This window comes from Mucilaginibacter pineti (assembly GCF_900101875.1).
Taxonomy (GTDB): domain Bacteria; phylum Bacteroidota; class Bacteroidia; order Sphingobacteriales; family Sphingobacteriaceae; genus Mucilaginibacter; species Mucilaginibacter pineti.
This window is the reverse complement of the sequence record NZ_FNAI01000003.1, coordinates 108,268-124,083: the sequence shown is the minus strand read 5'-3', so window position 1 is coordinate 124,083 and position 15,816 is coordinate 108,268. Positions and strand designations below refer to the sequence as shown.

12 protein-coding genes are annotated in these 15,816 nt (G+C 42.0%); 7 read left to right on the top strand and 5 right to left on the bottom strand.

Translation table 11 applies throughout. From position 1 onward, the window contains the following. Nucleotides 1–20: 20 nt before the first annotated feature. On the top strand, nt 21–1,463 hold the full coding sequence (locus tag BLS59_RS08540) for an arginine deiminase family protein (RefSeq protein WP_091147833.1): 1,443 nt from the start codon (nt 21–23) through the stop codon (nt 1,461–1,463). A 127-nt stretch (nt 1,464–1,590) separates the two neighbouring features. After that, nucleotides 1,591–2,511 carry a citrulline utilization hydrolase CtlX gene (gene ctlX, locus BLS59_RS08535; RefSeq protein WP_091147830.1) on the top strand — a complete coding sequence of 307 codons (921 nt, stop codon included), beginning with the start codon at nt 1,591–1,593 and terminating at the stop codon, nt 2,509–2,511. Nucleotides 2,512–2,532: 21 nt separating this feature from the next. Here the strand turns inward: ctlX and BLS59_RS08530 are convergent, their stop codons facing one another. Continuing rightward, a complete protein-coding gene (locus BLS59_RS08530; RefSeq protein WP_091147828.1) occupies nt 2,533–2,763 on the bottom strand; it encodes a hypothetical protein in 231 nt (76 codons plus the stop codon). 137 nt (nt 2,764–2,900) lie between these two features. After that, complete coding sequence (locus BLS59_RS08525) at nt 2,901–3,419, bottom strand: protease (RefSeq protein WP_091147825.1); 519 nt, start codon at nt 3,417–3,419, stop codon at nt 2,901–2,903. A 197-nt stretch (nt 3,420–3,616) separates the two neighbouring features. On the opposite strand from BLS59_RS08525, the gene BLS59_RS08520 reads away from it, so the two are divergent. Beyond that, a complete protein-coding gene (locus BLS59_RS08520; protein WP_091147822.1) occupies nt 3,617–5,011 on the top strand; it encodes an arginine decarboxylase in 1,395 nt (464 codons plus the stop codon). On the opposite strand, the gene BLS59_RS32450 is transcribed toward BLS59_RS08520, so the two are convergent. Further along, on the bottom strand, nt 5,004–5,132 hold the full coding sequence (locus BLS59_RS32450) for a hypothetical protein (protein WP_262492939.1): 129 nt from the start codon (nt 5,130–5,132) through the stop codon (nt 5,004–5,006). The genes BLS59_RS08520 and BLS59_RS32450 overlap by 8 nt on opposite strands. A gap of 293 nt (nt 5,133–5,425) precedes the next feature. Between BLS59_RS32450 and BLS59_RS08510 the strand changes: the two genes are divergently transcribed. Together BLS59_RS08510 and BLS59_RS08505 are read left to right on the top strand one after the other, a co-directional pair. Beyond that, nucleotides 5,426–6,925, top strand: a complete 1,500-nt coding sequence (locus tag BLS59_RS08510; protein ID WP_091147816.1) for a malate:quinone oxidoreductase — start codon at nt 5,426–5,428, stop codon at nt 6,923–6,925. A 20-nt stretch (nt 6,926–6,945) separates the two neighbouring features. Further along, nucleotides 6,946–7,323: a VOC family protein gene (locus tag BLS59_RS08505; RefSeq protein ID WP_091147813.1), complete on the top strand. Its 378-nt coding sequence runs from the start codon at nt 6,946–6,948 to the stop codon at nt 7,321–7,323. Between the two features lie 1,215 nt (nt 7,324–8,538). Here the strand turns inward: BLS59_RS08505 and BLS59_RS08500 are convergent. Beyond that, nucleotides 8,539–9,570 carry a hypothetical protein gene (locus BLS59_RS08500; protein ID WP_091147810.1) on the bottom strand — a complete coding sequence of 344 codons (1,032 nt, stop codon included), beginning with the start codon at nt 9,568–9,570 and terminating at the stop codon, nt 8,539–8,541. A gap of 504 nt (nt 9,571–10,074) precedes the next feature. Here BLS59_RS08500 and BLS59_RS08495 point away from each other — a divergent pair. Further along, a complete protein-coding gene (locus tag BLS59_RS08495) occupies nt 10,075–11,286 on the top strand; it encodes a S41 family peptidase (RefSeq protein ID WP_205411221.1) in 1,212 nt (403 codons plus the stop codon). A gap of 638 nt (nt 11,287–11,924) precedes the next feature. On the opposite strand, the gene BLS59_RS08490 is transcribed toward BLS59_RS08495, so the two are convergent. After that, entirely contained in the window at nt 11,925–14,528 is a 2,604-nt protein-coding gene (locus tag BLS59_RS08490) for a M1 family metallopeptidase (protein ID WP_162842586.1), read from the bottom strand. A 284-nt stretch (nt 14,529–14,812) separates the two neighbouring features. On the opposite strand from BLS59_RS08490, the gene BLS59_RS08485 reads away from it, so the two are divergent. Beyond that, a complete protein-coding gene (locus tag BLS59_RS08485) occupies nt 14,813–15,763 on the top strand; it encodes a glycosyltransferase family 2 protein (protein WP_091147805.1) in 951 nt (316 codons plus the stop codon). Nucleotides 15,764–15,816: the final 53 nt, after the last annotated feature.

Sequence of the window (15,816 nt, the reverse complement as noted above, 5' to 3'; positions counted from 1 at the left end):
TGCTTTCCTTATATCCATTTATGACACTAAAAAACACCGATTTTAAAATAGATGTAACATCAGAAATTGGCACCCTGCGCAGCTTACTTATCCATAGCCCAGATAGCGGATTAGGCAAAGTAGTGCCCTCAAAGGCCCAGGACTGGCTTTTTGAGGATATTGTGCACCTGGATACTATGCGTAAAAACGAGTATGATTATTACATAAAATTATTGCTCTATTTTTTAGATCCGGATAAAATAAAGGGAAAACTGCAGGATATTGATAACGACACCGACCGCCTGTTCTTTAAACCCGATAACGCGAATTTTCACGCATCGGGCAAGGTAATAGAGATTCAAACCCTACTGGCTGACATCCTACAACAGGCCGACATCCGCGAAAAATTAACTGCATCTGTTTGTGCTATAGAAAGTTGCAATTACCGCCTACAGCAGGAATTAATCAATACAAACCCTGTTGAACTGGCTAAAATTTTCATATCCGGCTCGTTAAGTAATGAGGAAATGATTTTTGCGCCAATACCCAACTTAATTTTTTCGAGGGATATTGGCATAGCGGTAAATAACCACATGCTGCTTAATAAACCGGCAAAAAAAGCCCGTTTTCGCGAAACTTTACTGGCGCGGTATATATTTTTCAACCACCCTTTGTTTGCCCCCTACAGGGATAATATACTGGAGATCCCCGAAACTGCGCAACATTTTTTGCGCCCCGGCGAAGATAACCTGGAGAAAACCACGCTTGAAGGCGGGGATGTAATGATGGTTAGTCCGCAGCATTTATTGATTGGCTGCAGCGAACGCACCAGTATCAGCGGTGCCAACGAGGCTATTAAACTGTTGTTTGATAACAATGTGGTAAAAAAAGTGACCATAGTAAAAATCCCGCATAAAAGGGATTATATGCATATCGACACTGTTTTTACCCAGGTAAAGCGTAATACCTGGGTGCTGCTAAGGTCACTGGCAATTGCTGAGGCCCCTTTGGAAGACCAGGAACCCATATCATGGTTTGCAGATAAAAAAACGAAGGAAAGGCCCGAAATTGTACAGTTTGAAAAAGGCGAAAAACCGCGATTGTTTGGCTGCCTGGAGGACCTGTTATCAGACATTAGCGAGAATGATTTGCAAAGCGATGAGAAAACGAAATTCATCTACTCGGGCAATAATACATTCCCGTTTGATGCCCGTGAGCAATGGACAGATTCCTGTAATCTACTGGCCCTCAAAGAAGGAGTTGTTTTAGGTTACGACCGTAACGACAAAACCGTTGAGGCATTTAAGCAAAGCGGATTTGACGTAATTAGGGTAAATGACCTGCTGCAGAAATTCGAAAACAATGAACTCGACCCGCAAACGTTAACCAATACGCTAATTTTAATGCCATCGGCAGAACTTTCCCGTGCCCGTGGTGGTTTCCATTGTATGAGTATGCCTCTTTTGAGGGATAGGATTGTCTGAACCGGGACTAAACAGATTTATCAGATTTAAGGATTTTACTTGATTATAGAATGTAATAAGCCCAAAATCCAACTAATCATTTAATCCCATAAATCGCGGTTCAGACATAATTTAATGACAAAAAAAGATGAGTCAATCGACAAATAACATATTAATGATTCGCCCGGTAGGTTTTGGCTTTAATGAGCAAACGGCGGGCAGTAACGCCTTCCAAAACCGGGATGCAGACCAGCAGGCCGTTCATGACAAGGCGCTTTTTGAGTTTGACAGGTTTGTTAAAACACTGCAAAACAATGGTGTTAACGTTACCGTTATAAATGACACCGTTCAACCGCATACCCCCGATTCTATTTTCCCTAATAACTGGGTATCATTCCATAATGACGGCTCAGTGTTCCTATACCCTATGCAGGCAGAAAACCGCCGTTTAGAGCGCCGCGAAGATATTATAACAGATTTGGAAGATAATTTTAAAGTTGCCCATGTAATTGACCTGAGTCGTTTTGAAGCTGATAATCGCTTTTTAGAGGGTACTGGCAGCATGGTTTTAGATAGGGATAACAAAATTGCCTATGCCTGCCTGTCGCCACGTACAGATAAAGAGGTTTTGAATTATTTTTGCGAGCAAGCTGGTTATCAATCTATAAGCTTTGAAGCCATTGACGAAAAAGGGAAAGCCATTTACCATACCAACGTTTTGATGTGTGTAGGCAGCAAATTCGCGGTTGTTTGTACAGAGAGCATCCCGAATCCTCACGAACGGATAACAGTGCTGGAATCACTTAAATCGACCAATAAAGAGGTTATTGATATAAGTTTCACTCAAATGAACAGCTTTGCCGGCAATATGCTGGAGGTTAAAAACGACAAAAACGAAACGTTGATAGTGATGTCGCAAAATGCTTATCAGGCGCTTACCATCGAACAAATATCAACCTTAGAAAAATACGGAAAGTTGGTTTACGCCGATATAAACACTATTGAAATCAACGGGGGCGGCAGCGCAAGGTGCATGATGGCTGAGGTGCATTTGCCGCTTAGCTATTAGTTATAACCTGCAAATTGTTGTTTAGTCTATATGATCGAATGGATTTACCCCACCTTCCAGCATGAGGCTTTGAACGTAAATACACTGATCGGCAAGCGTATGAAACTCTTCTACCTTTTCCATATAAAGGTCCCGCTCGTCGAAGTTTAGATAGCCTTTATCGCCCTTCAATTTGTTATAAAGTAACAGCGAATGTTGTTTTATGCGCGTTAATTCTAACATTACTTGTTGGCTGTATTCCAGATAAGTCATTTTTCAAGGTGTTTGGAATAGTAAAACACCTTGTAGCGTAAAATGGTTTTAGGAATTTTTTTTTAATTTTAGGTTGAAAATTGATAAACCAAAGATGGGTGTAATGAAACCGCATCTTTGGTCGATTACAATTGTGTTTACCGGCCTGCGTAAACAAATGAAACACTGTCGATAACAACAAGTCCGCTCATGTTTTGCCCTACGTAGGTGATAGTATATTTTGCCGGTTTGGTTATAGCAAAAGCTTTCAAAAGATCAACGTTTGAAGTCAAACTATCCTTACTGCTAACTTTAATATAACTACTTGCAGGAGGCGGCATTATTCTTTTGGCCATTGCGCCCAAATAATTCATTTCTTCACCTTTTTCATTTTTAACATCAAGGTATTTACTCATTAAAGGCTCAAATGGCGTATGCCATTTACAAAAATGCTGAGTGCTATCGGCAGTATTATAAACGGTAAATTTCAGCAGTACCGAATCGCCTGTTTTAATGGTATCCCTGATCTGCATTTTTGCAAAAAGAGGCTTTGCAGCTCGGGCAGCCTCCAAAACAGCAGTGCTATCTGTGCTTTTTGCTGCATTATTTGTGGTATTTGTTTTAACGCCACATGCCGACAAAGCCAGCATCGCTACGTACAGGATAGATTTTTTCATGTGGCAAAAGTATTCAAATTTAATGCCTGCTGTGTGATGCAATTATTATGTTATTTATATCCGCAATAACTAAGTCAACCATATTTAAACCGGGCTTTACCTATGCAATTAAACAAATTACATTTCAACCATAAAATTTAACCTAACAATTAACATATTATTACGTTTAAAAATTACATTTGCCAAAATTTTAAAGGATGCAGAGTTACCAGGAATTTCTTGATCTAAGTGTAGGTTTTCCGCAGGATGGTTTTGAGATCATCGACGATGAACTATATTTTCAAGACCTTAATTTAATGGAGATGATTGAAACGTACGGCACGCCCCTGCGCTTCACCTATCTGCCCATGATATCTAAAAAGATACAGCAGGCTAAACTGCTATTTCAACAGGCTATTATAAAAAACAACTATCGCGGCAGCTATAAATATTGTTATTGCACCAAAAGCTCGCATTTTAGGCACATTGTAGAAGAAGCGCTTAAAAACGAGATTCACCTGGAAACATCATCAGCTTTTGATATGCCGATGATTGATGCGCTGGAGAAAAAAGGTTCGGTTACAAAAGATATTACCGTGATTTGCAACGGCTTTAAAACCTTCCAATATAAAACCTATATTATTGATATGCTGCATGATGGCTTTAAAAACATCATCCCAGTATTGGATAATAAGGAGGAATTTAACCTTTACGACGACGAAATTGAAATGGATACCCCATGTAACCTGGGTATCCGTATAGCTGCTGAGGAGCAGCCCGATTCGCAGTTTTATACCTCGCGCTTAGGTGTGCGAATGGAAGATGTTATTGATTTTTATCATAATAAAATTGAGGATAACCCTAACTTCCAGGTTAAGTTATTGCATTTCTTTATAAACTCCGGTATTTCTGATACCCCCTATTATTGGAACGAGTTAGAGAAGTATGTAACACTTTACTGCAAGTTCAAAAAGGTTAATCCAGCGCTTGATACACTTGATATTGGCGGCGGTATGCCTTTCAAGGATTCATTGGTTTTCGACTTTGATTATGAGTACATGATCAACGAAATTGTGAGCCGCATTAAAGAAATTTGTGCCGAACACGATACTATGGAACCGGATATTATTACCGAATTTGGTAAATATACCGTTGCCGAAGCATCGGGTATATTGTATAAAGTACTTGGTCGTAAACAACAGAACGATCGTGAGCGCTGGCTGATGCTGGATGGTTCATTTATAACCAACCTGCCCGATGTTTGGGCCCTTAACCAGAAATACATTTTACTACCAATCAACAACTGGGACAGTGAGTATGAGCGTGTTAACCTTGGCGGCATTACCTGCGACGGGCAGGATTACTACAACCAGGAAGCTCACATGAACAGCGTATTTATGCCTAAAACACGTAAGGTGCAGTACCTGGGCTTTTTCAACACAGGTGCTTACCAGGAGGTTTTGAGCGGTTACGGAGGTATCCATCATTGCCTGTTGCCATCGCCTAAGCATGTGATCATCCGTCGTAACAGGGATGAAACATTTAACTTTGAGGTGTTTGGCGAAGAACAAAACAGTAAACAGGTTTTAAAGATCCTGGGCTATACTACATAGTAGTATCAACCATCAGGCTTTTATATTTTTTCCAAAGCGTTTGTGTTTTCACAAACGCTTTTTTGTTGTCGTTTTTTTTGGCGATTACGGTTCCTGCTATATCAAATCGGGGGCTTTTCATACATTTCGTCAGTAGCCGTCAGTCATTCGTCAGCAATCGTCAGTCATCCGTCAGCAGTCGTCAGTCATCCGTCAGCGGTCGTCAGCAATACATCCGTATCAGTATGTATTTTATTGCAATTAACGGACGATGGAAGGCCGATTTTCTTTAAAAATTTCTTAAAATTGCCTGATTTTATTTCACCTCCAATCAAACGGACTAAGAGGTTATAAATCACCAACAACAATTTTATAAAAACCGGGTTATATCTGGTGTAATTTAACTCCATACCCTTTACCGGGTATCATACTAAGATGACTAAAAGCGATAAAGTTTCGGGCACAGCGGTTGATGTAGTTTTAATTGGGGCAGGCATAATGAGCGCCACCCTTGGGGTAATGCTTAAAGAACTGCAGCCCGACCTCAGCATCGAAATTTTTGAACGCCTGGAGATCATCGCCTCAGAAAGTTCGGCTGCTATGAATAATGCAGGTACCGGCCACTCAGCCTTTTGCGAACTGAACTATACCCCCGAGCTGCCCGATGGCACCGTGGAGATCAAGAAAGCCATAAAAATTGCCGAACAATTTGAGATAACCAAAGAATTCTGGAGCTATCTTATCGACCAGAAATATATTCAGTCGCCGCAAAGCTTTATACGCAAGGTACCGCACATGAGCTTTGTTTGGGGACCCGAGAATGTAGAATACCTTAAAAAACGCCAGCAAGCACTTACCAAACATCACTTTTTTAAGGGGATGGAGTACAGTGAAGACAAAGCTCAGATAAAAAAATGGATCCCGTTAGTGATGGAAGGTCGCGATGAGAACGAGAAAGTATCGGCCACATTTATGGGTATCGGTACCGATGTAAACTTCGGCAGCCTAACCAGCAGCCTTATAGATAAATTAAAACAAAAAGAGGCGGTAAACCTGCACCTCAACCATGATGTAACCGGCCTTAAACGCAATAACGACGGCAGCTGGCTGGTAACCGTGAAGGACAAAATTACCGGCAATAAAAGAAAACTGACCGCCAAGTTTGTATTTGTTGGCGCAGGCGGTGGTGCTTTGCCCCTGCTGCAAAAATCAGGCATTGCTGAAAGCAAGGGCTTTGGCGGTTTCCCGGTAAGCGGGCAATGGCTGGTTTGTAAAAACCCCGATGTAATTAAACGCCACGAAGCCAAGGTTTACGGCAAGGCATCGGTAGGTTCGCCGCCAATGTCTGTACCGCATTTGGATACCCGGATGATTGACGGCAAACGCGAACTGCTTTTTGGCCCCTACGCCGGTTTCAGCACCCGTTTCCTGAAACGTGGGTCGCTGCTTGACCTGTTTGGCTCTATCAAACTAAATAATATACTGCCGTTATTAGCCGTAGGGCGCGATAACTGGCCGCTGACCAAATACCTCATTACCCAGGTAATGCAATCGCCTGCCGACCGCCTTAAGGCCCTCCAGGAGTACCTGCCTACCGCTACCCAGGATGACTGGACACTTGATATTGCAGGCCAGCGTGTACAAGTAATTAAAAAAGACGCCAAACATACCGGCGTACTTGAATTTGGTACCGAAGTGGTAACCTCTGCCGATGGCAGCATTTCAGCCCTGCTGGGTGCTTCTCCGGGTGCGTCAACATCGGTGCCTATTATGGTACAGCTGATTGAGCGCTGCTTTAAAACCCACGTTAAAACACCAGATTGGCAGGAAAAGCTTAAACTGATGATCCCGTCATACGGCCAGTCGTTAGCAAATAACGAAGAACTGAGCATTGTCACAAGGGAGCGTACAAGCAAGGCTTTGGGTTTGGCTTAATCGCATAAAAGAAATCCCGGATGGAAATATCACTCACAAGAATTATACTTTTTGGGCAAAACATAGAAAAGTTAAAAAACTTTTATGTCGATAATTTCAATTTTTCAGTAATTGAGGAAATCCCACACCAATGGGTAGTTTTAAATGCCGGCTCCATTGAAATTGCCCTGCACAAAATTGGGGAAGCATATTTAACCAAACCCGACGACGATTTTAAAGTAACCAGTAATACCAAATTAGTGTTCACCCTAAAAACCGACCTAACGCTATTCAGACAAGAACTTTTAAAAAGAGGCATTGCAATCAAAGAAATAAAATCATTCGACGGCATTAACTCCCTGTTTTGCGATGGCGAAGACCCCGAAGGAAATGTTTTTCAGTTGGAAGAGCGGCTTTAGTTGAGTAATAGCCCATCAATAGACATTCTGAATATTAAAGAAAATGGGTAGTCCCCGCTGGGGACAAATGCACTTTTTTTCTATTTGGCTACAAACAGGTAGTCCCTACGGGACATAAAACCTGCTGTCTCCCATCAATATTGCAAATTCTTTTATGTCCCGTAGGGACTACCTGTTTGTAGAAAAAAACATCAAGTCGATTATGCCCCGTAGGGGTTACCCGTCTGTCTTTTCATGGGCTATTACCTTAGTTGGGGATGCTAAGTTTACAACTTAGCATAAGTTAATCTAACGAGTTAACTTGTATAATAAAGCAGGATCTAATTTTGTGTTATCAATCCTGTCGCTCAAAATAATCACATATAAATATTCTTTTCTTTTTTTAAACATTATAATTACCGGCTTTTTCGTAGGAAAAAAATAAAGCTTTTTCTTCACATCAACCGATATTTCATAAGTCCCTTCAGATTTATATTAAATCTGGGCACTTTTCAAGTCTGAATTATAACAGGCAATACTATCATTAATAGCCATCAATAGACATTCCGAATATTAAAGAACATGGGTAGTCCCCGCTGGGGACAAATGCACTTTTTTCTACCAGGCTACAAACAGGTAGTCCCTCCAGGACATAAAAAACTGCTGTCTTCTATCAATATTGGAATACTTCTATGTCCCTCCGGGCAATGTCATTAAGTTAAGGAATAATAACTAAAAAATTTGTCATTTCGATACGAGGTACGAGTGAGAAATCTTATACATATCGGCGGAACCCTTGCAAAACGTATAAGATTTCTCCCCTTGGTCGAAATGACAAAATCCTTAACTTAATGACATTGCCTGGAGGGACTACCTATTTGTAGAAAAAAAGCATCAAGTCGATTATGTCCAGTAAGGAATACCCATCTGTTTTCTCATCGGCTATTACCTTTGAGAGAGGGCGCGCGGTGGGTAGAGCAGCGGGACATTAACTCCCTGTTCTGCGACGGCGAAGCCCCCGAAGGAAATGTTTTTCAATTAGAAGAGCGGCTTTAGTTGAGGTAAGTTGACTTTACTTTACAGTCGCCGGAACGAAAAAAGCTTGCTATTTCGACGAGGTACGAGAAGAAACTATCTCCTAAAAATCTTATAAGATATATTAATAAACAGCAACGGCTCCAAATCAGGGGCCGTTGCTGTTATGATAGCTATTTAAATGACCAGCAGACAATGATGTTATCGGAAATAAAAATCTACTATTGAATGATTAGTTCCATTGTTTTGGATCACAGTATTTTTTCCCGATGGCGTTGGCCTTGCTCCGTCGTCTGATTGTATCCATGTAATTGGCTGATTGGTTGTTCCGCTGCCAACGTATTGCAGGTTCATTGATTTCATGGCAATATATTGATTGGGCGGAAAGGAGGTATAACTACTTGCATATGACTCCCAGCATTGTATTACATCGTTCGCTGGGTCGGGGTAAGTTTGTGTATAAGTTATAGATGGGTAGCCAACAAAGCCTATGGTATATTTATACGCCCCAGTGGCCGCAGAAACCTGTTTCATTACTCCGGTTACCGTTGTGCCGCTGGCTACCGCCGGGCTTACATTTGAGTGAAAGTAGGCCCCGTTTGCATACCCCCAGTTTTGAAGATACCAAATGTGTCCCTGCCCGTTGTTCCAACACAAAACAGGCTGCATAAAGGCACTTCCGCCATCGGCATTGTCGGCTCCGTTCCATAAAAACTGTACGGTATCGGCACCGGCAACAGGGGCACCGGGAACAACCCAGGATGTGGAGAATGATTGTATATGCTTTCCTGATGGCAGAGGCGCATAAACATAATAGCCGTTACCTAAAGTGGTAGCAGTACTTGTAGCCGCAAAGCTTTGTGTTAAAGGCCCCTTTGTAGTGGTGCTATTTGTTACCGATGTGGAGGCAACAGCGCCGAAGTCTGCAAGTACTGCGCCTGTTGTGGAATTTATTTTTTTAAAGCTTCCGTCAACTATCGTTATTTCGGTTCCTTGCTCAACCAGGTGTACTTTGGAAGCCGGCACTTTGCCATAAGGCGTATTTACAAGTTCATCCTGCTGGTTTGTTGTTGCAATTACCGGTTTAGCTGGCGCTACGGCACTGTTTTTCTGACAGCCTGTAAATACCGCTACAGACATTGAAAGTGCTACTGCACCAAGTTTCATGAAAGATCTTTTTGTTGATGCCGTTTTTCCTAACTTTAAGTTAGCTGTAAAATTTCTGTGTTTCATAATTAAAATTGGGTTTTAATTGGTTAATGATGTATTAACAGCTGCTAAATATTGGCCATCTTAGCTAACACTAAAATAATATCAGAAAAAACCCATAATAGAAAAATAACTACACAAACGATTGTTTACCAATTATATATGTTTTATAAACCCATAAAGAACATAAGCTGCAACAAGTATTAACATGTAGAATTATAAACTATATATTTAAAAAAACGAACGAAAAATTTACACCAAACCAACTTTATTTTAAACGATATAAAAATAAATCAATAGTTAAATTACATATATGGCAATTAAATTATTAACAAACGTTTGCGTTGTAATTTCAAGGTTTTCAGTTAGTTATTATTTTTTTTTTATAACAACCAGGATTCATTTTTTTTAGCCATTTAAAACTAATATTTCCCTTCACGCTGGCACATGTGTACCGCGTGTGTCATATCAATCATAAAACCTCACCCATCTGCAACATTTCACCTGCTTGCTGCGTCTTATCGCCGTATGATGAAAAGAATAATTATCCTTTGCTGTATCCTGCTGCACAGCGGTTTAGTTTTTTGCCAGCAATTATCAAAAGCCGATTATTTGCAGGATTTGCAGTACTTAAAAGATACGCTGCCCAAAAGACATATTAATTTGTTTGCGAAGATCAGTAAAGCAGATTTCGATAAAAACATAACGGCAATTGCATCCCGGTTAGCCAACCGGGATTATGAAACATTTACCGCCGAACTTTTTAAACTTACTGTTGCCATTGGCGACGAGCACACCCACATTGAACCCGTTTTTACCAAAGCAGCCCCCATAAGGTTTAACAAGTTTGCCGAAGGAATATATGTAACCGCGACCGACACCACCAACACCGATGTGTTGCTATATCAACTAACCGGCGTAAACGGACATCCGATAAATGAGGTCATTAGTCGTTTCAAAGAGATCATTCAAAGCGGAAACCAATCATTTTTCGATTCGAGATTTCTGCATTTTATTAATAATCCGGCTATTTTGAAAGGCTTACAGATCACCAACAGCACAGATGAAACCACATTTGATTTAATCGCCCCTGACGGCAAAACCGTCAAACGCACCATCAAATCTGTAACCGGCGAAGATGCCGTGAACCTGCCGCTAATAGAAGTAAAAAACAAGCTGCTTTCTCAAAAGGGAAAAGGAAATTACTGGTACTCGTATGATGCCGAAAGCGGTACACTTTATTTCAACTACAACAATTGCCAGGAGCAGGACGGGCATCCATTTTCGGCATTTAATGACGAGCTTTTTGACGCTATCGATAAAAATAAACCTCGGCGCCTGGTTGTCGATCTGCGTTATAACGGTGGCGGAAACTCTGCTGTTTTAGGTCCGTTTATTGAGCGCATTAAACAAAGCTATTTAAACAGTAAAGGAAAGTTGTTTGTACTTATTGGCAAGCAAACCTTCTCATCGGCATTGATGAACGCTGTCGACTTTAAGCGGGACACCCATGCAACTTTGGTAGGCGAACCAACCAGCGGCAGCGTAAATCACTATGGCGAAGTAAGGGGTTTCAGACTGCCGCATACCAAAATTGTAATTGGCTACTCTACCCGTTACTGGGAAAATTGGAAGGGGCATAACGGGCCGCTAATGCCGGATGCAGCCATTACTTATTCAGTAAAAAACTATGCAAATGGAATTGATGAGGCAATGGTTTATGCTGATAAAGCGCGGTAGAGCCTGCCGAAAGCATGCAATCCCTATTAATTCCACTCTTGAGAGAGTAATAGCCCATCAATAGACATAAAAACGTAAGCAGATTTTCTAACTCCGTAGGAGTATCGTGTTTATAGGTATTTTATGGGTATCAATAGCTCCATAGGAGCTTCCTGTTAAATAAGGAGGCACCTACGGAGCCAAGCCTATATTATATTAAACTATAAACACGTAGCCCCGAAGGGGCGGGCAGGTAGCCTATCAAACTTATTTATGATATCTCTGTCTACTCATGGGCTATTACCCTTAAGAGGAGAGCCTTGGAATGCGGGATGGCAGGGGTGTGTTTCGCGGTAATGCTTTTAGTATCTGCCTATCTGTTAACACACCCCTCCGCCCCTCTCAAGAGGGGAATCGCACGATCCCTTTGTTTTAAGTTCACCTTATAAACGAGTTTAAGTTGAAACAAATCCCATGCGAATTTAATACTCCCATCCACTATATTTAATGTTGGTAATTTCTGTTTCAGCTACGCTCCTTATTTTTCGATTACGCTGATTTCTTAGTCATTTTCGAAAGGCCGCCTTTGGTTTTAAGTGGTTTCTTTGAACAAACTTATGCTCAATTTGATAATTTCTTAAAGACATTATTAAATAGGTTTATTGAAAAGCCGCCGTTGGCAAATTACTGTTTACCAGTGCCGATTTAACCTTAAAATCAACGCTTTGGCCAAGCATGGTGGTTTTTATCAGGAATGGAATTTTAACGCCGCCGGTTATGCCTTCGTAATTACTCCATTCCACTACCGAGCTTATAGGCCCTTCAATTATCTGTTTTACTTTCAGGCCGCTTTTTTGGCTGTAAAAATTCTTTACCACAGCTCCTTCGGCTATGTTGATATCAATTTCATAAGTCAGATCACCGTTTACGATTTTCAGCGTACTATCCAGTGTCATTACCTTTAGGTTACGGTCATAATCCAGTTCGGGGAAGGGGCGGCTTTTGGCTTTGAGCAGTCTTCTGCCTACATCATCAAGCGGGATGTTACGGTTTAGCTGCTGGGCAACTACGCTGTCGCCATTTATTATGGCCCTGTTTACTACCAGGTTGTTATATGCCGGCACTACCATTTGCTGGTAATACATCCCCGGTATTTTGTAACGGGTTTCCATCTGCACATCAGAACCTTGCACCACCCCGGCCGATGACACCTGCAGATCTTTAATGTTTTTCAATTTTTCGGCACCACCAATGGCGTTTATGTAATTTTTTATAACCGTACTGGCCGTAATACCGTCTGGTATGGATAAACCCGTGATAGAATTATTATCGGGGTTAACATCAGGCAGCAGGTGTTCGGGATCAAGCGTGGCCGATACAATTTTTGAGGTAGATTTATAGTGAAATACCCATGTAGCACCTTTTTGCCAGATCTCGGCAGGTAACTTTACAGTACCGGTATTCCCGTTTTCTTCTTTTATGGCGATGGTTACCGGCAGGGCCATTTCTTCGAGGTTTTCAATAGTAATGAACGAGCCTTTTGAAGCATCACCGTTGGGATAGCTTATGGCACTAACTGCCTGATCTACTTTCCAGGTGGTAAAAAACCACTCGTTCCAAAACCAGCTCAGGTCCTCACCCGCTGCGTTATCCATGGTATGGAAAAAATCCCAGGGGGTTGGGTGTTTAAAGGCCCAGCGTTTAATATAGGTACGAAAAGCATAGTCAAAACGCTGCTCACCCAGGATCTGCTCGCGCAAAATGGTAAGGCCCAGTGCGGGCTTATCATACACGGTAGCTGGCACCATATTTTCCTGGATAACATCGGGCAGGTTCATAATGGCTTCGGCATCGGCGTTAAACAGATCGTTAGCTTTTTGCTGCTGATCTACCCGTTTATAGTATTCGCCTTTGTTAAATACCTTGGTATCTACGCTGTTTATAAAAGTGTTAAAGCCCTCATCCATCCAGCCGTATTTGCGTTCATTGGAGCCCACTATCATCGGGAACCAGTTATGGCCAAACTCGTGGTTGGTAACCTCCCACAAGTCGTTAGTCTTACTTTCCGATCCGCAGAAAACAATACCAGGATATTCCATACCGCCCACAATACCGGCTACGTTGGTAGCCACCGGATAGGTATACTCAAACCATTTATCTGAATAAAGTTCTATAGCCGCCTTTACATACTCTGTAGACCGCCCCCAGGCATCATTACTCTTAACCTCGGCAGGGTAAACTGATTGTGCCAGCGCCTTTTTACCGTTCAACAGGTTGATGCGCGCGGCATCCCAAACAAAAGCTTTGGAAGCAGCCCAGGCCACATCACGTGAGTTTTTGCAGAAAAAGTGCCAGGTAAGCGTTGGCTTTTTAGGATGATCGTTATTGCGCAACACCTCGGCTTCATCTTTTATCGTTACCGTTTTATCGCTTTTTCGCGCCTCGGCCAACCTACTTATAGTAATCGGCGAATACACCTCAACCGGGTTAAGCAACTCGCCCGAGCCAACCACCAGCAAATCGGCGGGTGCGGTAATGGTATAATCGAAATTGCCGTATTCCAGGTAAAATTCGCTTCCGCCAAGGTAAGGCAGCGTATTCCAGCCGGTTATATCGTCATAAACCTCCATGCGTGGGTACCATTGGGCAATTTCGTAGATCCAGCCGTTTTTGGTAAGCTGACGCCCCATTCTGTCGGTACCGTATTGGGGGATATCAAAAGCGTATTCAATTTTTATCTGCAGCTTGGCACCGGTAGCTTTCAGACTGTCTTTAAGCTTAATTTGCAAGCGGGTGTCGGTCACCAGGTAATCGGCCTTTTCGGTTTTACCGTTTTTTATCACATACACGGCTTTTATCTCGTTGCCTTTGGTAAATGTTTTATTGGCAAACCTGCCGCCTGTTACAGCGCTGGTAGCTTCGCCCCTTGAATCTTCTCGGTAAATATTCTGATCAACCTGCAGCCATAAAAAAGCAAGCGCATCGGGGCTGTTATTGGTGTAAGTGATCAGCGTAGTACCATCCAAACGGTGTTTGGCGGTGTCAAGGGTAATGTTTAACTTATAATCGGCCCGGTTTTGCCAGTACTTTACACCGGGAGCACCACCGGCATTGCGGTATTCGTTGCCTTTATCGGGATAAAATAATGGATTGAAAACTTTATGCTGATCGTACTTTGGGCCTTGCTGATCGGCATTTTGACCATAGCTGAAACCGCTATAACCACACAAAAGCACAATTAGAATTGCTTTATAAAATTTCATGAAGAGTGATTGAGTTATAAGTTGCCAAGATATTAAAATATATCCAAGTGCTTTTAACGTAAGAGGGCGCCGTGTAGTATAAAAAGCCTCACCTAAATCCTCTCCAAAGGAGAGGACTTGGATTTGCACGTTATTTTTAAACTCCCTCTCCTTTGGAGAGGGCCGGGGTGAGGCTTATTCGGTGAGGCCGAAAACACTTTTGCAAACCATTACCTATTTTTTATATTTTTGCGGGGCGATGAGGTGCCTACAATATTTTAGCCCTGCATCAAACATTCCTGCTAATGGATATATCAGTTGTAGTACCACTTTATGACGAAATAGAATCATTACCCGAGCTTACCTCATGGATAAGCCGCGTAATGGACGACAACCGTTTCACCTACGAAATTATACTGGTTGACGATGGCAGTAAAGACGGTTCATTTGAAATGATCCGCAAGCTGCAATTGAACAACCCTTTTATAAAGGGCATTAGGTTTAGGCGTAATTATGGTAAATCGGCGGCGCTAAACGTTGGTTTTGAGGCTACCAATGGCGATGTTGTTATTACCATGGATGCCGATTTACAGGATAGCCCAGATGAAATCCCCGAACTTTACCGCCGTATTGTTGAAGAAAAGTACGATCTTATATCGGGCTGGAAAGCCAAACGGTATGATCCGCTGAGTAAAACCATACCTACCAAGCTGTTTAATGCCGCTACCCGCAAAATGAGCGGTATTGATAACCTGCATGATTTTAATTGCGGCCTTAAAGCCTACCGCAGCGCCGTGGTAAAAAACATTGAAGTTTACGGCGAAATGCACCGCTACATACCCGTACTGGCCAAATGGGCAGGCTTCACCAAAATTGGCGAGCAGGTGGTTGAGCACCGTGCCCGTAAATACGGTAAAACCAAATTTGGCATGAGCCGCTTTGTAAACGGCTTTTTAGATTTATTATCTATATTTTTTGTAGGCAAGTTCGGCAAACGTCCCATGCACTTTTTTGGCATGATGGGTACGCTGAGCTTTTTCACGGGTTTGGTGATAACTATATGGCTTGTAAGTGAAAAACTTTACCTGATATCTCATAACTTAAAATACAGGGATACAACATCTAATCCACTGTTTTATATAGCCCTTGTAGCCATAATTTTAGGTTCGCAACTATTCCTGACCGGCTTTGTTGCCGAACTGGTTTCCCGTAACTCCAGCGACCGCAATAATTACCAGATTGGGGAAAGGATTTGATGTGCAGATCTGCAGATTACAGATGTGCAGATTAAAATATCAATAATGAGTTA